Origin of the sequence: Lentzea terrae (assembly GCF_003265345.1) — a bacterium.
Classification (GTDB): Bacteria; Actinomycetota; Actinomycetes; order Mycobacteriales; family Pseudonocardiaceae; genus Lentzea; species Lentzea terrae.
In genome coordinates this window covers 64,012-84,221 of sequence record NZ_QFWW01000011.1, presented here as the reverse complement: position 1 = coordinate 84,221, position 20,210 = coordinate 64,012, and the positions used below count along the sequence as shown (strand labels likewise).

21 protein-coding genes are annotated in these 20,210 nt (G+C 68.1%); 9 read left to right on the top strand and 12 right to left on the bottom strand.

Annotated elements, in window-relative coordinates; genetic code table 11:
* Nucleotides 1-33: 33 nt before the first annotated feature.
* The 5 genes from DI276_RS17800 to DI276_RS17785 are packed head-to-tail and all read left to right on the top strand — an operon-like array spanning nt 34 to nt 3,134.
* Nucleotides 34-1,224 (top strand): acetyl-CoA C-acyltransferase, encoded by a 1,191-nt coding sequence (locus DI276_RS17800; RefSeq protein ID WP_112264695.1) that lies wholly within the window; start codon nt 34-36, stop codon nt 1,222-1,224.
* A 17-nt stretch (nt 1,225-1,241) separates the two neighbouring features.
* Entirely contained in the window at nt 1,242-2,195 is a 954-nt protein-coding gene (locus DI276_RS17795; RefSeq protein WP_112264693.1) for a PDR/VanB family oxidoreductase, read from the top strand.
* Between the two features lie 37 nt (nt 2,196-2,232).
* Nucleotides 2,233-2,538: a hypothetical protein gene (locus DI276_RS17790; protein WP_112264691.1), complete on the top strand. Its 306-nt coding sequence runs from the start codon at nt 2,233-2,235 to the stop codon at nt 2,536-2,538.
* Complete coding sequence (locus DI276_RS53270; RefSeq protein WP_332874700.1) at nt 2,535-2,759, top strand: site-specific integrase; 225 nt, start codon at nt 2,535-2,537, stop codon at nt 2,757-2,759. Before DI276_RS17790 ends, DI276_RS53270 begins: the two co-directional genes overlap by 4 nt.
* A gap of 21 nt (nt 2,760-2,780) precedes the next feature.
* The gene (locus DI276_RS17785; protein ID WP_332874699.1) at nt 2,781-3,134 is read left to right on the top strand and encodes a hypothetical protein; all 354 of its coding nucleotides are present in this window, start codon (nt 2,781-2,783) and stop codon (nt 3,132-3,134) included.
* Nucleotides 3,135-3,562: 428 nt separating this feature from the next.
* Here the strand turns inward: DI276_RS17785 and DI276_RS17780 are convergent, their stop codons facing one another.
* Nucleotides 3,563-3,814, bottom strand: coding sequence for a helix-turn-helix domain-containing protein (locus tag DI276_RS17780; protein WP_112264689.1), 252 nt, complete (start codon nt 3,812-3,814; stop codon nt 3,563-3,565).
* A gap of 222 nt (nt 3,815-4,036) precedes the next feature.
* On the opposite strand from DI276_RS17780, the gene DI276_RS17775 reads away from it, so the two are divergent.
* Nucleotides 4,037-4,555, top strand: coding sequence for an NUDIX domain-containing protein (locus DI276_RS17775; protein ID WP_232836729.1), 519 nt, complete (start codon nt 4,037-4,039; stop codon nt 4,553-4,555).
* 27 nt (nt 4,556-4,582) lie between these two features.
* Here DI276_RS17775 and DI276_RS50005 read toward each other — a convergent pair whose 3' ends face one another.
* The 11 genes from DI276_RS50005 to frdA all read right to left on the bottom strand — a co-directional run bounded on the left by DI276_RS50005 (nt 4,583) and on the right by frdA (nt 17,845).
* The gene (locus DI276_RS50005; protein WP_269814270.1) at nt 4,583-5,542 is read right to left on the bottom strand and encodes an acyl-CoA dehydrogenase family protein; all 960 of its coding nucleotides are present in this window, start codon (nt 5,540-5,542) and stop codon (nt 4,583-4,585) included.
* Nucleotides 5,543-5,821: 279 nt separating this feature from the next.
* Nucleotides 5,822-6,304 carry an LbetaH domain-containing protein gene (locus DI276_RS53000; RefSeq protein ID WP_269814269.1) on the bottom strand — a complete coding sequence of 161 codons (483 nt, stop codon included), beginning with the start codon at nt 6,302-6,304 and terminating at the stop codon, nt 5,822-5,824.
* Between the two features lie 140 nt (nt 6,305-6,444).
* Nucleotides 6,445-7,443, bottom strand: a complete 999-nt coding sequence (locus DI276_RS17760) for an NAD-dependent epimerase/dehydratase family protein (RefSeq protein WP_112264684.1) — start codon at nt 7,441-7,443, stop codon at nt 6,445-6,447.
* 3 nt (nt 7,444-7,446) lie between these two features.
* On the bottom strand, nt 7,447-9,867 hold the full coding sequence (locus tag DI276_RS17755; protein ID WP_112264682.1) for a GMC oxidoreductase: 2,421 nt from the start codon (nt 9,865-9,867) through the stop codon (nt 7,447-7,449).
* Entirely contained in the window at nt 9,864-11,450 is a 1,587-nt protein-coding gene (locus DI276_RS17750; protein ID WP_112264680.1) for an FAD-binding oxidoreductase, read from the bottom strand. The genes DI276_RS17755 and DI276_RS17750 overlap by 4 nt, the downstream gene beginning before the upstream one ends.
* Nucleotides 11,451-11,452: 2 nt before the next feature.
* Nucleotides 11,453-12,550, bottom strand: a complete 1,098-nt coding sequence (locus tag DI276_RS17745) for an alpha/beta fold hydrolase (protein ID WP_112264678.1) — start codon at nt 12,548-12,550, stop codon at nt 11,453-11,455.
* Nucleotides 12,551-12,613: 63 nt separating this feature from the next.
* A complete protein-coding gene (locus DI276_RS17740; RefSeq protein ID WP_157984774.1) occupies nt 12,614-13,654 on the bottom strand; it encodes a hypothetical protein in 1,041 nt (346 codons plus the stop codon).
* Between the two features lie 1,012 nt (nt 13,655-14,666).
* Nucleotides 14,667-15,017 (bottom strand): fumarate reductase subunit FrdD, encoded by a 351-nt coding sequence (gene frdD / locus DI276_RS17735; RefSeq protein WP_112264673.1) that lies wholly within the window; start codon nt 15,015-15,017, stop codon nt 14,667-14,669.
* Nucleotides 15,014-15,382 carry a fumarate reductase subunit C gene (locus DI276_RS17730; protein WP_112264671.1) on the bottom strand — a complete coding sequence of 123 codons (369 nt, stop codon included), beginning with the start codon at nt 15,380-15,382 and terminating at the stop codon, nt 15,014-15,016. Before DI276_RS17730 ends, frdD begins: the two co-directional genes overlap by 4 nt.
* Nucleotides 15,379-16,110 (bottom strand): succinate dehydrogenase iron-sulfur subunit, encoded by a 732-nt coding sequence (gene sdhB / locus DI276_RS17725; protein WP_112264669.1) that lies wholly within the window; start codon nt 16,108-16,110, stop codon nt 15,379-15,381. Before sdhB ends, DI276_RS17730 begins: the two co-directional genes overlap by 4 nt.
* 4 nt (nt 16,111-16,114) lie before the next feature.
* A complete protein-coding gene (frdA, locus tag DI276_RS17720; RefSeq protein WP_112264667.1) occupies nt 16,115-17,845 on the bottom strand; it encodes a fumarate reductase (quinol) flavoprotein subunit in 1,731 nt (576 codons plus the stop codon).
* A gap of 23 nt (nt 17,846-17,868) precedes the next feature.
* Between frdA and DI276_RS50000 the strand changes: the two genes are divergently transcribed.
* The 3 genes from DI276_RS50000 to DI276_RS52145 all read left to right on the top strand — a co-directional run.
* The gene (locus DI276_RS50000) at nt 17,869-18,105 is read left to right on the top strand and encodes a hypothetical protein (protein WP_157984773.1); all 237 of its coding nucleotides are present in this window, start codon (nt 17,869-17,871) and stop codon (nt 18,103-18,105) included.
* Nucleotides 18,106-18,161: 56 nt separating this feature from the next.
* Nucleotides 18,162-19,583: an ABC transporter substrate-binding protein gene (locus DI276_RS17710; protein ID WP_112264663.1), complete on the top strand. Its 1,422-nt coding sequence runs from the start codon at nt 18,162-18,164 to the stop codon at nt 19,581-19,583.
* 4 nt (nt 19,584-19,587) lie between these two features.
* A partial coding sequence (locus DI276_RS52145) for an ABC transporter ATP-binding protein (RefSeq protein WP_232836728.1) occupies nt 19,588-20,210 on the top strand: 623 nt, incomplete at its 3' end.

Genomic DNA, 20,210 nt, shown 5'->3' with positions numbered 1-20,210 from the left:
CGACCCGCCCCACTCCCCCAGGAGGTTCCGGCCATGCCCGGATCCGTCATCGTCGCCGGAGTCAGAACGCCCATCGGCAGACTGATGGGCACCCTGAGCACCGCGTCCGCCGTCGACCTCGGCGCCCATGCCATCAGCGCGGCACTGAACGCCGTGCACCTGGACCCGGCCGCAGTGGAGGCCGTCGTCATGGGCCATGTCGTCCAGGCCGGGGCCGGCCCCAATCCGGCACGGCAGGCCGCGATCCGTGCCGGAGTCCCGTTCTCCGTCCCCGCGAGCACCGTCAACAAGCTCTGTCTGTCGGGTCTGCACGCCATCGCCCTGGCCGACCTCATGATCGCGTCGGGCCGTCACGAGGTGGTCGTCGCGGGCGGCATGGAGTCCATGTCGGGCGCCCCGCACCTGTTGCGCGGAGCGCGCACCGGCTGGAAGTACGGTGCGGCCGCCGTCGAGGACGCTCTCGACCGTGACGCCCTCGTCTGCGCCTTCGACGGCGTCTCCATGGGCGCGGCCACCGAGCGGTACCAGCAGCCGTTCGCCCTGACCCGCGAGGAGCAGGACGAGTACAGCGCGCTCTCCCACCAACGGGCCGCCCGCGCCCAGGAGTCCGGCGCGCTGACCGACGAGATCGTCCCCTTCACGGTGACGGGACGGCGCGGCGAAACGGTGGTGGACACCGACGAGGGCGTGCGGCCGGGAAGCACCGCCGACAGCCTGGGACGCCTGAGACCCGCCTTCTCCGGCGGGGGCACCATCACCGCGGGCAACTCCTCGCAGCTCTCCGACGGCGCCGCGGCCATCGTCGTGATGAGTGCCGAACGCGCCCGGCGGGAGGGCCTGGCCCCGCTCGCCAAGATCGGCGCCTACGGCACGGTCGCGGGCCCCGACCCCTCCCTGCTGGTCCAGCCGGCCGGCGCGGTCCGCGACGCCCTGTCCCGGGACGGCCGGTTCAAAGCCGCCGACCTGGACCTGTTCGAGATCAACGAGGCGTTCGCCGGAGTGGCCCTCGCCTCCGTACGAGAGCTGGACATCCCCTTGGAGAAGGTGAACGTCAACGGCGGCGCCATCGCCCTCGGCCACCCCGTCGGCATGACGGGTGCCCGCCTGGTGCTGACCCTCGCGACGGAGCTGCGGCGGCGCGGCGGCGGCACCGGGGCGGCGGCCCTGTGCGGGGGCGGCGGCCAGGGCGACGCGCTGCTGCTGCACGTACCGGCACAGGCCTGAATCCCGGAGCTGACGCGATGAACGACCAACTGATCCTCACCGTGGCGACCCGCGCCCCCGCAGCCGACGGAGTCGTCTCCCTCACTCTGCGCCGCTCGGACGGCGAGGCACTCCCCTCCTGGACGCCTGGTGCCCACATCGACGTACTCCTGGACAGCGACGACGGCGACCTGATCCGTCAGTACTCCCTGTGCGGGCGCCCAGAGGAACGCGAGGCCTGGCAGATCGCCGTGCTGCGCGAGCCGCAGGGCCGCGGCGGCTCCGCGTACGTCCACGACCACGTGCGCGAAGGCAGCACCGTCCGGGTCCGCGGTCCACGGAACAACTTCCCGCTGCGGCCCGCCGCACGCTATCTGTTCGTCGCAGGCGGCGTCGGTATCACCCCGATCCTGCCCATGGTCGAGGCCGCCGAGGCTGCGGGGGCCGACTGGCGTCTGCTGTACGGCGGCCGCACCCGCACCTCCATGGCGTTCCTGGACCGTCTCGCCCCGTACGGGGACCGTGTGCTGATTCGCCCTCAGGACGAGTACGGCCTGCTGGACCTCGCCGCCTTCCTCGGCCCACCCGAGCCGGACACGCTGGTGCACGCCTGCGGTCCCGAACCCCTGCTGCGGGCCGTACAGGAGAAGTCCGCGGACTGGCCGCCGGGCACGCTGGGCGTCGAGCGGTTCGCCCCGGCCGAGGCGGCCGAGGCCCGTCCGGCTGAGGCCTTCGAGGTGGAGCTCGCCCGTTCCGGGCTCACTCTCACCGTGCCGCCGGACCGCTCGGTGCTCCAAGCCGTGGAGGAGGCCGGTGTCGCGGTGGCCTTCTCCTGCCGGGAGGGCACATGCGGTACCTGCGAGACCGACGTGCTCGACGGCAGGCCAGACCACCGCGACTCCCTGCTGACCGAGGACGAGCGGGCCACCGGCGACACCATGCTCATCTGCGTCTCGCGTTCGTGCGGGCCTCGCCTGGTCCTCGACCTGTGAGCAGTGGGGCTCCCTCACACCGTCCCTGTGCCGCTGCTTGTGGGACGGCAAACCGGCCGACGCGGCCGCTGGACTCGCGGGCGACCGGTTCGCGATCGCCCGCGCCATCACGGGTGCGGAGCTCAGCAAGCTGCCCCGGGATCTGCGGGAACAGTTGCGTGCCGCGGCGGCGACACGGGTCACGCCGGTGCTCGGCATCACCGCACCGGTGGCGGTCTCGGGGCGCCGTTCCACCAGCACCTATTCAGCGCCCGGCTGGACACGATCGCCTCCTGGCCGAACTGTCCACCCCCACCGGCGCCGGCTGCTGCCGCGCGCCTGGTTCTCGACCGGATGGGCGTGACCGCCGAGGACCTGCTCAACTCCGTCAAACCGCCGGCCCCGACCTTCGCCGAATACATCCCGGTCGTCGCCGCGGCCGTCACACAACTCGACTCACTTATCGTCCGGTTCCACACCGAAACCGCCGCCCGCCGCGGCGGCGCTCTCGCGCTGCGCCCCAAGGACCTCGACGAGGAGCAGTGCTTGGTCTATCTCCGGGAGAAGGGCGAGACCTCACGCTGACAACCGGTCTCCCCCACGCTGATGTGGCACCTGCAGCAGCACGTCGAACACCGCGGCGCCCCGATGAACGGCCGACTGCTCCGCTACGCAGACGGCCGCCCGATCACCTACCACCGCTACGACAACCTCTGGAGGCGCGTGGGAGAAAACCTCGCCTGGGCCGGCAAACAAGGCGTCATCACCCACTGGCTCCGGTACACCACGCTCACCTGGGTCGAACGGCACTTCGGCTACGCCGTCGCCCGCGCCTACGCCGGACACAACGACACCAACACCGAAGCCGGAAGCACAACGACCTACATCCGCGCCACCCTCGAAGAAGTCGCCACGGCACTCGCCGCGCTCACCGGTGAACACCATCCGCTGGCCACGTAACTGATTCCAGAACAATCGAGGCTGCCTGACTCTCGAGAGAAGCAGACAGCCTCGACTCATCACACCGTTCTCTACGGTCCTCATCCAGGCTGATCTTGTCGAGCGAGCAACCTCTCGATAGCCCTACGTGATGATCGGATTTGATTTAGTCCACACTGAAACAACTGTGAACGCCGCTGATATCACAACTGCTCAGCATCCGCCGCCAGGGCCGCTGTTATGAGGAGCAGGCCGATCAGTCGTTCAAGGTGTCAGCGTGTGGATGAAGGCGGCCGCGTGAGGTTGAAGTAGGTCAACACTTCCCCGTTTCGGGTCATAAGCCGTTCGGCTCCTCGCTTGGAGGTTTTCCAAGCGGTACCAAGGAAACCGCAGAGCATGCTCCGTGAGCACCAAGGCGAGAGGATCCCGTGTCCGACCAGCATGACCACTCACCCGTGCTCGACCGCGACGCCCGACAGCAGGTGGTCTCGTTCAACCGGACTCACCCCGCACAGGCCCAGCAACACGCCCAACTCGACGTCGCTGACGCCGCCCTTGCCGTTGACCAGTCCCGAGAGCTTGGCCTCGTCCCAGTCGACCCGCTCAGCGAGCGCCCGCGAGCTGAAGCCCGCGGCTGCGATGGCCGTTCGAAGACCACCGCCGAATTCACGGCCCCGGACCGTGGAGAATCGTATCGGCATCGCACGTTTTCCTTGCAATAGCTGGAGTTCTGTCCTATCAGACACCACAGCCAACCTCGCCCGCGCAGGTTCGCACCAGCTCACGAATCCGGCAGAGATCTAGCAGGAATCCCACATCCACAAGCCTCTACCTGCGAAATTGCACTGATGACCGGACACAGCACGATTGAGTGACCGCCCCTGCAACGATGTGCCGCAATTGGACTGGCTAGGGTGCCGCGGGTGACCACATCGGAATCCGCAGCACCTGGCACCAACGAAGTACTGCCCGTCGAGCAGTACGTGGCCGGATTGGACCGCAAGCGCATGGCCGCCGGGGTGTTGTTCCGCGACAAAGCGGGCCGGGTGCTGTTGCTCGAGCCGTCGTACAAGCCGAACTGGGAGATTCCCGGCGGCGCGGTGGAGGCCGACGAGTCACCGTGGGCAACCGCGAGTCGCGAGCTCGCCGAGGAACTGGGGTGGCAGCGACCGCTGGGCCGGTTGCTCGTGGTGGACTACGTGCGGCCACAGGACTCCCGGCCCGAGGGAGTGGTCTTCGTCTTCGACGGCGGCGTTCTGGACGAGACCGACCTGGTCGGCAAGGTGTTCACCGACGGCGAGATCCTCTCCGCCAGCTTCCACAGCCTCGACGAAGCCCGGAACAAGGTGAAGCCACTGCTGGCCGACCGCCTGGCCGCCGCGCTGCACGCTGCCGATCATGGTGCGATCGCATTGTGCGAGCAAGGACAGCGCATCGCGTAATCCAGGATTGCTGCCCCTGCTGCACTGTCAGCCGGTCATCGCGACCGAGGCCAGCCGATCTCGTGGCGTCGGAACAGACGTGACACCCGCAGCGTCCTTTGTGGCCGTGTGCTGCTTGCCCGCCGTGCGGTACAGGCTGTCGTGGATGCCATCGGCGTAGAGCAGTCCGCTCAGGTCCCGGCGGGTCTTGGCGGTCTGACAGTCGGCGCGAAACCCTGACGCGCCAAGCAGGAGCGCCAGTTCTGCAGCGGCGGAATCGGCGGTGTCGATGCCATGGGCCTTCGCCGCAGCACCCCAAGGTTCCGCCGCAGGGTGTCCGCCTTCGGCGAGATGGGAAGCCGTGACAGCGCCCAATAGCGCGGTCGCGAGCTGGACATGCGTGCGACCGAGAGTGATCAGCGTTGAATCACGCAGCCGAGGCAGGTCGCCCAAGGCCCTCCGGGCGGAAAGCCGAGTGGTGACGGCGTCGAATACCGCAGCCGCTCCGCCGAGTGCGGTGGCTGTGACCAGCGGTCGGTAGCCGGCGAAGTGCTCACGCAACAGGAGCATCCCGTCCCCGTTGAGGACGTCTTCCTGGCAGATCGTCACCTCGTCGAGGTCCAGGACGCCCCATGTCCAGCCGGCAAGCCCTGTCGGCGGAATCGGCTGGCGGTGCAGGCCTGGTTCAGTAGCGTCGACCGCAGCGGCGGCCAGACCGCCGTCGGGGGCTCGGAAGAACAGCACGAACACGGCGGCTTCGGTCAGTCGGCTGATCCACGTCTTGCGGCCGGTCACCCTCCACGTTCCGTCCAATCCTGCGACCACGCACGTGCGGCTTTCCGCCGGACGAGATCCTCCGTGCGGCTCGGTGACGGCGATCCCGGCCAACTCGCTCGCCAGCAGCCGCGGGATCCACCGCTGTCGTGTCTGCGCACTGCCGTGGCGGGCGATGAGCCTTCCGTGGCGAGCCCGAAAGCATCGCGCAGATCGATGTCGCAGTAGCCGCACATGAACTGCGTCATGAGCTGAAACAGATCGGGATCGCCGGTCGTGTCGACCTGGCACGCCAGGTCCTGCCGGATCGCGCGCAGGCGCCGGCTGCGCTCCGCACCCGCCTGGAGATCCGCACCCACCGGACAATGCGTGAGAACTCGGTCCAAAGCCTCCGCAACTCCGGCGAGCCGCCTCCAGTCGATCTGGCACCAGGATCGAGGACTGGCCGGAGTGGCTGCAGCCAGGTCGTCATCGCCTCGGTTGCCGTCGCAGGCCCGCTAGGCATAACCGGGTTCACCGGGCCTCTCCTTGCACACGGGCCGGATGGCCATATGCCAACGCTCCTGGCGGGACATCACGGGTGACCAGGGAGCCAGCCCCGACCAGGGCCCGCTCGCCGACCGTCACACCCGCCAGCAGAACGCAGCCACTGCCGACCTTGGCCCCGGTGTCGAACCTGGGCGTCGCGAGCGCTGGCTCACGATGCGGGTCGTGCCAGGTCAAGGTCTTGTCGTTGATCGTGCGTACGCCAGCCCCCAGGAACACCCGGTCGGCGAGTACGGCCGAACTGGTGATGTGCGAGCCCGGTGAGCAGCGCACGTCCCGGCCTATGCGGGTCTCGCGTTCCACAGTGAGGTGGTGACCGAGCTGCGTCTCCGCGCCTACCTGCACCGCGGTACGGAGCAACGTCTGGTGACCGATCAGCGCGTTTACTCCAATTGCGACCTCGGCGTACACGACCGCGCCGGAGCGAACCGTCGCTCCGGCTCCGATCACAGTGCCACCGCCAAGGCCAGGACGGATCTTCCCGACGGCATAGCCGAGTTCAGGCTTGCCGAGGACGGTGTGCTCCCGCGGGCCTGCCAGTGGAGTCGTTCCGCGTTTGGACCAGCTCCTTCTTCCCGCGGCGGACGACCTCAAAGACCGGCGCCGGGCTCCCTCACCGGGTCTTCGCGCAGCTCTGCGAGGCCGTCCGCGACGCTGACCCGGCCGACGTAACCGAGTTCGGCACGGGCTCGGGCGTCGGACACCGTGCACGTGCTGAGCACGTCCAGCAGCAGTGTCCGGCTGAGCGGGGGTTCGCCCGGCAGGGGCAGCAGGCGCCACGCCGCGTCGCACGCGGTCGCCGCCGCACTCGCGACCAGACGGGGCATCGTGCCCGTCGGCGCGGGCACACCCTGCGTGTCCAGCAGGGCGGTGATGAACGTTCGGAAGTCCCTCGGCTCGCCGTCGGTGAGGAAGTAGGTGGCACCCGCCGCGCCGTGCTCGGCAGCCGCCAGGACGCCCTCCACCACGTTGCGGACGTGACAGGTCGATGTCGGATAGCGCCCGCCGTCGACCCAGCGCAGTCGTCCGGACCGGGCCGCGGCGACGAGTGCCGGCAGCACGGTGCGGTCGCCCGCACCCCACACGAGACGGGGCCGGACCGCCACCGTCCGGAAACCGTCGTCGCCCGCGGCCAGCACCAGGCGCTCCGCCTCGGCCTTGGTCCGGGCGTACGGGCCGGGGTGGTGAGCTGGGTAGGGCCGGGTCTCGTCCACGTCGATCAGCGGTTCGCGGCCGAGCACCACCTGTTCGGTCGAGAGGTGGACCAGGGCCGGGACGTTCTCGGCACGTGCGGCCGCCAGCACGTTCTCGGTGCCCAGGACGTTGGTCCGGTGGAACGCCTCGAACTCGCGGGGACCGCCGCTCAGCTTGGCCGCCGCGTGCACGACCAGGTCGGCGCCGCGGCATCCCCGGTGCAGGGTCGCACGGTCGTCGAGATCGCCCTCGACGGGCGTCGCGCCGGCGTCGCGGACCTCGTTGGCGGCAGTGCCGGAGCGGGCGAGCGCGGCCACGGTGTCGCCTCGCTCCTGCAGCGCCCGCAGCACCGCACCACCCACGAAGCCGGACCCGCCGGTGAGGAAGACGTGCATCGGCTACCCCGTCTCGACCTGCAGGGCGTTGGCCCTGAACTGGGGACCGTAGACACTCCAGAGCTGCCCGAGGAAGAACTGGCCGAACTCGGTCACCGAGGGGAGGGCCTTCGGGCCGTTCGTGCGGAACGTCGTGAGCTGGCGGAGGAAGTCCGCCTCCAGGATGCGCAGCACGCCCGCGCCGACGACCGGCGCGTCGGCTTCGTGCTTCTCGTCGACGTGCCCGGTGAGGACGCGGTAGTACAGCGTCGAGGTGTCGGGCCAGATCCGCAGTGGCGAGCCGGGGCGAATGTCCTTGAACCCGCTCAGGGTGAGCGGGTTGCCCGCACCGTCCGCGAAGTACAGGCGGTACCGCATCGACCGCGAGTCCGCCGCGGCGCCGGCCGTGAACAGGTTGAACCAGCCCGCCTCGACAGGCAGCCGCCCGCCGAGCACGTCCGACTCCACGTAGCCGGTTGCCTCGGCCAGGTGGCTCGGCACGCGGATGAAGGTGTCGACGTCGTCGGTGGTGATCGTGAGGCGGAACATCAACGCCTGGTCCTTGACCTTGCCCGACTCGAGGCCGCTGCGGGGGTCGGTCGCGGCGAAGTCGAAAAACCCCTTCATCTCCTCGGTGAACGCCAACGAGGTCAACTGCCCCGTCTGTGCCGGGGTGCGGATCACCAGTGACCGGCGCGCCGGTACGGGCTGGCGCCGCGGTGCCTGGCGCGGTGCCTGGCGACGCCGCTTCGGCTGCCGCAGGACGTGCTCCGCCATGCGGTCGGCATGGGCGGCGATGGTCAGCGACGGGTTCGCGCCGACCGGTCCGGGCATGGCGGCACCGTCGGCCACGAACAGCCCGGGGTGGTTGAACACCTCGCCGTAGGAGTCGCAGACCCCCTCGAGGTCACTGCGGCCCATCGGTGCACCACCGAGCGGGTGCACGGTGACGATGCGCCGGAAGAACCAGATCGGGTTGTCGACGAACCCCGCGCCGAGCGAGTCGGACAGCTCCCTCATCGTGCCACGGACCCGGCGGAAGTACTCCTTGCTGGTCCGGGTGCTCCACCGGATATCGAGCATCCCGTCGTGCAGGCGCATCAACCCGTCCGGTACGTCTCGTCCCATTCCCAGCAACGGCAGTGAGCCCGCGGACAGCGCACCGCTGCCGATCAGCCGCGAGACCTCCTTGCTGACGTTGGTCTGCGACGACCGGCTCAGCAGGTTCAACGCCCACCTGGTGACGAACTCGCCGAACCGGAACACGGAGCCGGTCAGGTCGGTCGACTGGAGCAGCCAGTCGGTGAAACCCGGATATCCGCCGTCCTCCAGGTAGAAGCCACGGCCCGCCCCGTCGGCGGCGTCGTCGACGCGGACCGCGGTCGTGATCACCGGGCCGAAGCTCGCGTCCAGCGGCACGCTGACGTGGCCCTGTTCCGGAACGACGAAGGTGAGCAGGTCGCCGTTGCCCGAGAACCGGCTGCCGAGGGTCGGGCTCAGACCGGGCAGCGCCGCCCGGTTGCGCAGCAGAAGAAACGTCGTGCCGTAGGCACCCGCGCCGAGCACGAGCCGGTCGCAGGTGATGCGGTGCACCGGCAGGCTGCGGGCGGGCGCGGGCGCACCGCCGCCATCGAAGTGGTGGCGGACGAACGTGACTGCGTAGCCGCCATCAGGAAGCGGCGCGATTCCTCGCACTTCGCATCCCGTGCGCACGTCCGCGCCGTGGTGAGCGGCAGCGGACACGTAGGTGTGGTCGAGGGTGTTCTTCGCCCCGTCGTTGCAGCCGATGTCGCACTCCCCCACCAGACGGCACGTCCGGCGCGGCACGCCGTGGATGTTGCCGTAGGCGGGCTCGGCGACCGGCAGTCCCATACCGGGTTCGGTGCCTTGGTCGGGGGCGAAGCTGACCGCGAGCGGAGGCAACTGCCAGTCCAGCTCGTTCCGTTCAGCGAACTGGATCATCGCGTGCGTCTTGCGGGTGGATCGGTACGGCGCCGCGTCGAACGGGTAACGCGTGGCACCGAGCATCTTCTCCACGGCGTCGTAATGCGGGTCGAGATCGGCCCGCGTGACCGGCCAGTGCTCGTAGCCACCACCGGGCAGCGGGTCCTCCCGGACGAACCACTTCTCGTCTTTGCGCAGCAGCACGTTCGCGTAGATCAGCGAGCCTCCCCCGAGCCCGCTCGACACCACCGAGTCGAAGCCGCGGAAGCTCCACACGTCGAACAACCCGTGCAGGCCGGCACCGGGATCCCAGAACGCCTTGCCCATCTGGGCCGGCGTGCGCGGGAAACTCCCCGGCGGGTACGGCCTGCCCCGTTCGAGCAGGACCACGGACTGGCCGGCTTCGGCCAGCCGGTAGGCGGCGACGGAACCACCGAAACCGGAGCCGACGACGACCGCGTTCACGTGTTCGACGCGTGTTCGCTCCCGCGACCCGCTCACCCCACCGCCTCCTCGATCTGCTTGCGGCCGCGCGGAGTCCGGGCGTTGACCGCGGCGATCCGCCGTCCGCCCGGCTTGCCGGCCCTGGTCTGCCCGTTGCGGCGCCCTGCGGGCATCTCGCGACCGCCGTAGAGCGCGTTCGGGTCGAGCCGGGCCAGCTTCACCGGGTCGGTGCTGGTCAGCGAGTGCAGATAGCGGAACGCCCCGTGGGCGAGACAGATCTCGTCCACCTCCGCGACCAGCCGGGCCTGCACGGCAGGCGTCATCTTCTCCGGCCGCACCCCGAGGTAGAGCATCAGCTCGCAGAACCGCTGCGGTTCCTGCTCCTCGCCGGCGAGGCCCCACGCCTCGGGGCCGGTGAGGTAACGCGAGCGGATCGACTTCACGTAGACGGAGATGAACGTGATCGCCCCACTGCGGCGCCGTTCCTTCACTACGAGGTCGTTGAGAGCGTAGAACAGGTTCGCGTACCGCTCGACCGGCCCGAGCACCACGAACATCCGGGTGGGGTCGCCGACCGTCGAGTCGAGGATCTGGTCGGTGAACCGCTCGATGTTCTTGTGGTTGCCGTACCGCGGGCTCAGGATGATGCAGCCCATTCCGACGTACTTCAGCAGGTTGTCCATCGCCGACGGGAGCCGGCCCGCGACGGTCCCGATCGCCTGCTGGTAGCCGTAGGCGACGCGGTTCCACAGCGACTTCACCGGATTCTGCGAGGTCGGATGGTAGGAGGAGAACTGGCCGACGCGCAGGCTGAAGTCGCTGACGTCGCCGAGTCCGGGAATCTCGAAGTCGGCCCACACCCCGCGTTCCATGACCGCGTCGCCCGGATCCCGGATCATTTGCGACGAGTAGCGCACGAACTCGTCGAGCGAGGTCGTGATGCGGCGCTCGTTGCGCAGGATCGTCCGGAACTTGTCCACCACCTCGACGGCCAGGGTCAGCTCGGTGATGACACCGTGCCGTCCGGTCCCGCCGAGCACCTTGAGCATCTGGTCGAGGCCGTGCTCCCGGCCGCAGCGGTGCACCTCGCCCGTCCAGTCGACGTATTCAAGTGCGAGGACGGTGTCGAGGAAGATGCCGTGGCGGTGCGATGCGGGACTGATGCCACCCACCGAGGCGAAGCCGGCCGCGGTGATGTGATCGTGGTCGCCGATCACCTTCAGCCCGAAACCGTGTTCGGACAGCACCTGGTCGACCATCGCGAGCCGGGCTCCCGGTTGGACGGTCACCGTGAGATCCAGCGGGTCGATCTCCAGCACACCGTTCAGCAGATCGGTGAGCAGGACCGTGCCGTGGTCGGGCGTCACCAGGTCGTTGCTGGAATGGGCATGTCCACGCACCACCAGCTGGACGCCCGCGTCACGGCATTCGCGCACAGCGGTCACCACGTCCTCCGCGGTGCGCGGCAGGTAGACCTTGAACGGCGGCCGCGGCTCCATGCCGGGATCGGCGACCAGCGACCAGTCCTGGCCCAGGTTGGCGAGGGAGTCGTGACTGATGCTCTCGTGGCTTGTCGGCACGTACCTCCGGTGGTTGCCGGACTGCACGCCCTTGCCCGCAACACCATTCCTGCCTGCCATGGTCAGCTCCCCTGCCTCTTGAGGAATTCGAGCATCTCCGGGAACACGTCCCGGCTCACGTCCTTGCCCATGAACACGTCCTGGTGCCCGTAGCCGGGGAACACCTTGAGCTCGTGCCTGCGCGGCGCCACCTCGTTGAGCCGCTGCCAGCAGACGATGTTGGAGTTGGCGAAAACCCGGTTGTTGTCGCCAGTGGTGAGCAGCACCGGCGTCGTGATGTCCGCCGCACGGGCCAGGTAGTCCTTGGGCAGCCGTGCGTGCGCCGGGTTGTTGTCGTCGTACTTCACGGCCCGGCCCGCGTTGACCATCTTCAGCACGTGCCGGTAGTAGTGCAGCCCGGTCGCGCCGTAGAGGTCACCGCCGCGGCGGTGCGTGACCGGCAACAGGTTGTCGTGGCTGTAGAGCGCAGGCCAGCCGGTGCCCCACATGAGGCTCAGCATGTGGCACGCTGGAACGTCGCACTCCCGGTGAACGAGATCGACCACTTTGGACAGCAGCCAGCCGCGGGAGAAACGCGGCGCGGACCCGGCCGCCGCATCGAGGTACGGCTGCCCCAGCACCCATTCCATGAGAGTCGGTGCGACATTGAGCTTGACCCACGACCAGTTCGGCACCCGTGGCGTCAGCGCGGCGCTGTTGGCGATCACGCTCGCGATGTCCCCCACCACACCGCTGAACAGGCTCATCATGAACGACACGGACCCCAGGCAGTGCGCTATGACGTGAATCCGGCGGTCTTCGCCGACGACGCGGCGCAGTTCGTCCAACGCCGCCGGATAGTCGTACAACGCGATGTCGTCCATGGTGTAGCGGTGCATCGATCGGTTGTACGGAAGCCGGTTGCTCATCCGGTAGTCGAACGTCCAGACGTCCGGGAATCCGTTGCCCAGCAAATACGAGACGAGGTTCTCGTGCTCGGGCATGATGAACATGTCGGTCGACGTCGTCAGTCCGTGGATGACGAGGACGATGTCCTCGGACTCGCCGCGGTGGAATCTCGTGAGGTTGAGCCCGAGACCGTCGCCTGTCGTGACCGGGTGCTCGGTGATCTCGGCGTCCTGGACGCCGGTGAGGGTGAACAGCGGAATCTCGCGGTGCACGGCTACCACCACAATCCTGTGAGGGTTGCGACAACGGGACGGTTGGCCCGGTGGAGCCGTCGGTCAGCGACGGCCGCCGGGCGACAGCGTGGTGACGCAGGCACCCACCCCCCTCGTGGTCGATGCTCCGTTTCCCGTGGCTCGCAACGCGTGCCAGGCCTCTGCCAGGGAAGCGGCGATCGGGTCGATGACCCGGTCGTCGTTCCAGTACCAGGGATGCGACAGCGGACTCCAGGACAACCACCACGGACCGACCGACAACCCGCGATCCTCGGCGACCTGCCGGTCGTACCGGTCGTTCAACTGCTTGAGCGGGGAGCTGATCACGTCGTCGGGGGCGTAGACGTTCACCCACTCGCCCTTGATCTTCGGGTTGTGGTGGGCTGCACGCGGGTGCGGGACGATCAACGGTGTGCCGCGATCGGGCAATCGAGCCGCCCACAACGCCATGGGGCTGCCCAGCGTGTACAGGAAACTGAGCGTTTCACCGCGCTCGACCGGACTGGAGCCGAGGCTGCGGGCCACCCGGCGGCCCTTCAGTTTCCGGGGTTCTCCGTAGCAGCCCGCCTCGACTTCGAGGTCGTAGAAGAAGTTGCTGGCGACCACCGACCCCAGGCTGTGCGCGATCACGCAGAGCGGAGCGTTCTCACCGGCCTCCGCGGCCAGTTCGGTCAACGTTCGCGCCACCACGGCGTGCACCCGGTCGTAGAGTTCCCGCTCGGAGGAGTTGATCTGGTACGCGACCGCGTCACCCACGTAGTGGACCGTGAGCCAGCGCATCGTCGGAAAGTGGAAGTCGCGCGCCCCGGGCAGGCGCCGTACCAGGCCGCTGAGGACCAGCGCCGCCAGCGCGAGGCCCGAACCCGCGTCGGTGGCTGTCGCCCACCGGCTGAGCGTGCGGAAGAACGACGTCGCACCACCCCCGCCGAGCCGGTTCAGCAGCTCGTCGTGGCCCACGTCCAGTTCCTGCGCCCAGAACGCGGGTTTGAGGACCAGTGCTTCGTCCGGGTCGGCGCCGGAATAGCGGGCAAAAGCCTTCTTCAGCCTGGCCGTGGCACCGTCGGCGAAGTGCGGATTGTCGATCTCGACACCGTGGACGAACATCACAGCCAACTTCGTGGCAGTTTTGCTGCGGCTCACTCTGTTCCCATCACCGTCGATGTTCACGTCCCACAAAGCGGACTCAAAGCTATCAGGAGGCGACGGGTCACGACGATCGCTCAACTGTGGCAAAAATGGTGACTCAACGACCACCTGGAATGCCGGACTCACCGATCGCGCGGATCGCTTTCAGGTAGCGGGGACGTGCAGAACACACTCAGAGTTGACCCCACGCACGGACACTCTGGCCAGGTAGTCCTCCCGGAGGCGGGCGACGGACCCGCGTCGCAGGGAATCCAGATCGATTGTTCCTGCTGCAGAATGTGTCCAGAGCAGCCATTTCGCTGTTGCCGAACAGCCGGGCCGGTCAGGGTCCGAAATTTGCGGGCGACGGCCCCCAGTGAAGACGTGATGGGCCGTCGCTCGACCTCACGCAGTTCGCAACGAGCACGCCAGAGGAGGAAACGGACTTGTCGACTGGAAAGGCGGCAGGAACTTCCACGCCCTGCGCTGGCTGGCACGAATCCATGTCATCGGCGAACTGCGGCTCGAGTTGGCGCCCGCCCCGCGGTGACGGTTGTCGTCAGTGGCGGTACGCACTGGTTCGCCGACATGCGCGGTGTCGACGGCGCAGCCATCCGGTTTCGGTGACGACCTGCTGCATGAAGGGTCTGTCACGCCCGGCGAGCGGGCCGGGCCCGAGAGCCCTGGCCTGCGACGACACCTGGTTACACGGCGCGACAGGTGCGTCCGACGCACCGATGATCAGTGTCTCGATGTGTTGTGTGGTCATGCCGGCGACGCCAGGTACGACCCACCGCACCACACATCGGTCAGCAGACCCAACTGCTCACCGGAGTCGATGGGTGGATCGACCCACGTCAGACGACGAGTCGGATCGGTCGCTTCACGCTGATCCGCCCATCCCTCGCTCTCGCGTTCAGACGACGATGTTTACCGGCTTCGGCGCGGTGCGAACGCGCCAGCTGGCCTCCTTGCTTCAGGTCGCGGAGTGTCATGCCATCAGGAGTACGGCTGCCGCGCCGGCCGAACCGGCGAGTGCGGCTCCGTAGCAGACCACGATGATCAGCGTGCTCGCTTGCTTGAGCTTGAGCCCGTCGTAGAGCGTGTAGCGGAACCGGTGCGCCCAGTGAAACAGCGCCAGCGCGCACAGTCCGAACAGCACCAGCTTGGTGATCGGGTGCCCGACGAGGGCCAGCAGGTGCGCGTGGTCCGGCGCCGGCAGCCAGCCGAGCGGGAAGGCCAGACCGAACAGCACCAGCAGGACGGGCACCAGCAACGCCGCGGCCATCCCGCCGCCGCTGAACAGCAGCCACACCAGCGGTTCGGGCGATCTGCGGCTCATCGCAGCACCACCCAGGCCACTCCGGCGGACAGCAGCGCCCAGGCCGCGTAGTGCGCCACCAGCACCGCCCACGGCGGCACTCGCGGCACGACAATCGCTCGCGGGGCCAGGGCGAACCACGTGACGGCGTGCAGCAGCACGAACGCCGTGGCTACGAGGTTGAGCACCAGGACCCAGCCGTGCCCGCTCCACGCCAGGAAGTCCTCATAGGCTCGCGCACCGTCGCCGACCGCAGCGACGAGTAGCAGCAGGTACACCACGAACCAGGCTACGAAGACACTGCTCAGTTCGCGCAGCACGAACAGCAGGTAGGACCACTGGCGCAGCCACCAGAACGCGGACACCGGCTGTCGGTAGGCGCTCATCGCCGCGCTCCACGCGGCAACAGGAAGTCCTTCAGCGCCGAGACAGCGGCTGTCAGCTTGTAACGCTGGATCGCGCCCGCCGGGTCGACGCCCTTCGGACACGCCGTGCTGCACTCGCCCACGAAGGTGCACGCCCACGCGCCCGCGGCTGACGCGAGCACGTCCCTTCGCTCCAGTGCCCCGTCGTCGCGGGAGTCCAGGTTGTACCGCTGCCCCAGCGCGATCGCGGCCGGCCCGAGGAACTCGGGCTCCAGTGCGTACACCGGGCAGGCCGAGTAGCAGAGCATGCAGTTGATGCACATGCTGTACTTCTTGTACTCGTCCATCTCCCGCGGTGTCTGGAGGAACTCGTCCTCGGGCACCTCACCGTCGTGGATCAGCCACGGTTTGACCTTCGGCAGCTTCGTCATGAAGTCGCTGATGTCGACGACGAGGTCGCGGATCACCGGGAAGTTGCGCAGCGGCTCGACGCGCACCGGTCCGGGGGCGTAGTCGGTGAGGAACGTGGCGCAGCTCAGTTGTGGCTTGCCGTTGACGGTCATGCCGCAGCTGCCGCAGATGCCCATGCGGCAGGACCAGCGGTACGAGAGCGTGCCGTCGAGCTGGTCCTTGATGTAGTTGAGCCCGTCGAGCACCGCCCACTCCTTGCGCAGCGGCACCTCGTAGGACTGGACGATCGGCGCGTCGTCCTCACCGGGCCGGAAGCGCGTCACCTCCATCTTGATCATGGCCCTACCTCCCGTACACGCGTTCGCCCGGCGGCCAGCGGGTGATCGTCACCGGCAGGTACTCGACCTCGCCGGACCGGTGCACCAGCGAATGGCTGAGAAAGTGCTCATCGTCGCGCTTCGGGAAGTCGGTGCGCTGGTGCGCGCCGCGCGACTCGGTGCGCTTGCCCGCGCAGGCCACGATGCTCTGGGCAATGTCGAGCATGAAGTCCAGTTCCAGCAAGGAGATCAGCTCGGTGTTGAACGTGCTGCTGTGGTCGTCGATCGCGGCGCGGTCGAACCGTTCCCTCAGCTCGTGCAGCTTGACGGCAGCCTTCTCCAGCGAGTCGCCGTCGCGGTAGATGCCCGCGCCTTCCTCCATCGTGGCCTGCATCTCGGTACGGAGGTCGGCGATGCGCTCGGTGCCCTTTCTGCGCTGATCGAGCTCCGCGCGCAACCGGCGTTCCTCGTCGTTTCCTTGTGCGTACACGGCGTTGCGCGGCCCAGTCCGCAACGACCGGACGTACTCCGCGGCGGCTTCCCCCGCCCGTGCGCCGAACACGAGCAGCTCCGGCAACGAGTTCGAGCCGAGCCGGTTGGCGCCGTTGATGCTGACGCACGCGACTTCCCCTGCGGCGTAAAGACCTTCGACCGGGGTGGCACCGTTGATGTCGGTGTGGATGCCGCCCATCATGTAGTGCACGACCGGCCGAACCGGGATCAGTTCCTTGACCGGGTCGATGTTCTGGTACTTCGAGCACAGCTCCCGCACGAACGGCAGCTTGGTGTCGATGACGTGTGCGCCGAGGTGCCGCAGGTCCAGGTGGACGATCGGTCCGTACGGCGTCTCGATCGTGCGCCCTTTGGCGTGCTCATGCATGAACGCCTGTGACAGCCGGTCCCGCGGCCCCAGCTCCATGCTGCGCAGCACGGGTTCCGGTGTCGGCTTGCCCAGGTCGTAGTCCTGCAGGTAGCGGTAGCCGTCCTTGTTGAGCAGCCAGCCTCCTTCCGCGCGGGTGGCCTCGGTGATCAGGATGCCGGTGAACGGCAGCCCGGTCGGGTGGTACTGCACGAACTCCATGTCCTTGAGCGGCGCGCCCGCCCGCTGCGCCAGCGCCATGCCGTCACCGGTCTTGATGTTCGCATTGGTGGTGAACGGAAACACGCGCCCGCAACCACCGGTGCACATGATGACCGCGTTGGCGATGATGGTCTCGACGCGGCCGGTCGCCAGCTCGATCGCCACGACACCGTGCACTCTGCCTTCGTCGATCAGCAGTTTCGTGACGAACCACTCGTCGTACCTCACGATGTCCGAATAGGACAGCGCCGTTTGGAAGAGGGTGTGCAGCATGTGGAACCCGGTCTTGTCGGCGGCGAACCAGGTCCGCTTCTTCTTCATGCCACCGAACGCCCGCACCGCGATGCGCCCGTCCGGCTTACGGCTCCACGGGCAGCCCTGGTGTTCCAGCCGCAGCAGCTCCCGCGGCGCCTCTTCGACGAACGCCTCGACGGCGTCCTGCTCGACCAGCCAGTCACCACCGGACACCGTGTCGTACGCGTGCTCGTCGAGGCTGTCGCCGTCCGCGATCACCGCAGCCGCACCACCCTCCGCCGAAACCGTGTGACTGCGCATCGGGTAGACCTTCGACACGATCGCTACGCTCAGCAGCGGGTTGGCCTCCGCGATCGCCGTGGCGGCGCGCAGCCCTGCGCCACCGCCGCCCACGACCACGATGTTGTGGAACGTGGTCATCGCTAGGCCTCGTGGTCCCCGCTGTGTTCGTCGACGAGAACTTTGCCGTCGTGACGGACAGTTTGGACCCGCACGCTCCCGTCGTGGAACACGTGCCGGATCTGCCGGCAGCCACACGCCCAGAGCAGGTCGTCGATGACCAGTCCGGAGTCGTCGTCATCGCGGTGGCGGTCCCCTTCGGCCGGCCGCCCGCACGGTGCGATCGCTTGCGTGAAATGCGTCTTCGTACCGACCATCGCCGGCCTCCCATGATGTTGTGACGCAGCTCACAAGAAGCATATCGTTCTTGACATCCCCCGCGGGAGGAGTAGTCGACATGAACGAGGAGCTTCCCGTCACTCTCCGCACACGGCGCGACGTTCTCCGTGCCGCGGCAGTCGCCGCGCTGGCCGCCTCAGCAGGCGCCGCCTGTGCGCGTGAGGAAGGTGGCGGCCCCACCCAACCGCCCTCGACCGAGGCACCCCAGGAGACGTTCACCGAGCCGAGCTCCAGGCTGTCCGGCGAGCTGAAGATCTTGCTGTGGAGTCACTTCGTGCCGAGCCACGACGCCTGGTTCGACAAGTTCGCCAAGGACTGGGGGGCCAAGGCCGGCGTCAACGTCACGGTCGACCACATCGACCAGGCGCAGATCCCGACCAGGATCGCCGCAGAGATCCAGGCGGGCCAGGGCCACGACGTCATCCAGTACATCGCGACGCTGTCGCAGTACGAACCGAGCGTGCTGGACCTCAAGGACCTCGTCGACGAGGCGAGCAAGCGGTGGGGCGAGCAACTGCCGCTCTGCCGCAAGTCGAGCTTCAACCCGGCGACCGGCCGGTTCTACGCCTACTCGCCGGGCTGGGTGCCCGATCCCGGCAACTACCGCAAGTCGCTGTGGACACCGGTCGGGTTCGGCAACGGTCCGTCCACGTGGGACGAACTGCTGCAGGGCGCGACCGAGATCAAGAAGAGCCGGGGGATCCAGCTCGGCCTCGGCATGTCCCAGGAGATCGACTCGAACATGATCCTGCGCGCGCTGATGTGGTCCTTTGGCGCGTCGGAGCAGGACCAGAACGAGAAAGTAGTGATCAACTCGCCGGAGACGGTCGCCGCGGTCGAGTTCATGACCAAGCTCTACCAGCAGGCGATGACGCCGGAGGTGTTCTCCTGGAACGCCGCCAGCAACAACCAGGGCCTGGTGGCCGGCAAGCTGTCCTACATCGTCAACTCGATCTCGGCGTGGCGCACCGCGCAGGGGTCGAACCCGCCGGTGGCCGACGACACGTACTTCGTCCCCGCGCTGAAGGGCCCGAAGACCGCGCTCGCGGCGCAGCACGTGCTCTACAACTGGATCATCCCCAAGCACGTCAGGGCGGTCGACAACGCCAAGGAGTTCCTGCTGCACTACACGGCAAACTTCGGGTCGGCGACCTACCACTCGAAGTTGTACGACTTCTGCGCGTGGGACGGCCTCACGCCGAGTCGCAAGGCGTGGCTGGAAAGCGACCCGTTCGGCTCGAACCCGAAGGACAAGCTGAAGATCCTGACCGATGCGGTGCCGTGGAGCGCCAACATCGGGCACCCCGGCCCGGCGAGCACGGCGATCGGCGAGGTGTTCAACACCTTCGTCATCCCGAACATGTTCGCCCGCGCGGCGCGCGGTGAGATGTCGCCGGAGCAGACGGTCACCGAGGCGGAGAAGCAGGTCAAGGCGATCTTCGACAAGTGGCGGGCCGCCGGGCTCGTCGGCGGCGGCTGAGGCCGTGGCTGTCGTCGAGGTCCGCGGGCTGACCAAGCACTTCGACGGCGGCAAGGTGCACGCGATCGACGGCGTGGACCTCGCCGCCGCCGACGGTGAATACCTCGTGCTGCTCGGCCCGTCCGGATGCGGCAAGACGACGTTGCTGCGGACCGTGGCCGGCCTCGAGGAGCCGACGAGCGGCGACGTGCTGATCGGCGGCTCTGTCGTGACCGGCCTGCCGCCACGGGCGCGCAGGATCGCGATGGTGTTCCAGAGCTACGCGCTGTACCCGCACAAGACAGTCCTGGCCAACATCGTCTTTCCGTTGCGTGCGGCCGGAATGGCGTCCGAGGAACGTGCGCGCAAGGCGCGTTGGGCGGCAACGTTGCTCGGCATCGGGCACCTGCTCGAGCGCAAGCCGAGGCAACTGTCGGGCGGAGAACGGCAACGGGTCGCCCTGGCGCGTGCCCTTGTACGCGAACCAGCCGTGTTCCTGCTGGATGAGCCGCTGTCCAACCTGGACGCGAAGCTGCGGGCCAGTGCGCGGGACGAGCTCAAGCGGTTCCAGCAGGAGATCGGCACCACCACGATCTACGTGACGCACGACCAGATCGAGGCGATGGGACTCGGTGACCGCATCGCCGT

Excerpts from the sequence above, each read along its gene's own strand:
- DI276_RS17740 (WP_157984774.1), bottom strand. The coding sequence starts at position 13,654 with ATGTTCGTCCACGGTGTCGAGATCGACAATCCGCACTTCGCCGACGGT.
- DI276_RS17780 (WP_112264689.1), bottom strand. The coding sequence starts at position 3,814 with ATGCCGATACGATTCTCCACGGTCCGGGGCCGTGAATTCGGCGGTGGT.
- sdhB (WP_112264669.1), bottom strand. The coding sequence starts at position 16,110 with ATGATCAAGATGGAGGTGACGCGCTTCCGGCCCGGTGAGGACGACGCG.
- DI276_RS17795 (WP_112264693.1), top strand. The coding sequence starts at position 1,242 with ATGAACGACCAACTGATCCTCACCGTGGCGACCCGCGCCCCCGCAGCC.
- frdA (WP_112264667.1), bottom strand. The coding sequence starts at position 17,845 with ATGACCACGTTCCACAACATCGTGGTCGTGGGCGGCGGTGGCGCAGGG.
- DI276_RS17730 (WP_112264671.1), bottom strand. The coding sequence starts at position 15,382 with ATGAGCGCCTACCGACAGCCGGTGTCCGCGTTCTGGTGGCTGCGCCAG.
- DI276_RS17750 (WP_112264680.1), bottom strand. The coding sequence starts at position 11,450 with ATGGCAGGCAGGAATGGTGTTGCGGGCAAGGGCGTGCAGTCCGGCAAC.
- DI276_RS17800 (WP_112264695.1), top strand. The coding sequence starts at position 34 with ATGCCCGGATCCGTCATCGTCGCCGGAGTCAGAACGCCCATCGGCAGA.
- DI276_RS17785 (WP_332874699.1), top strand. The coding sequence starts at position 2,781 with ATGTGGCACCTGCAGCAGCACGTCGAACACCGCGGCGCCCCGATGAAC.
- DI276_RS17760 (WP_112264684.1), bottom strand. The coding sequence starts at position 7,443 with ATGCACGTCTTCCTCACCGGCGGGTCCGGCTTCGTGGGTGGTGCGGTG.
- frdD (WP_112264673.1), bottom strand. The coding sequence starts at position 15,017 with ATGAGCCGCAGATCGCCCGAACCGCTGGTGTGGCTGCTGTTCAGCGGC.
- DI276_RS17710 (WP_112264663.1), top strand. The coding sequence starts at position 18,162 with ATGAACGAGGAGCTTCCCGTCACTCTCCGCACACGGCGCGACGTTCTC.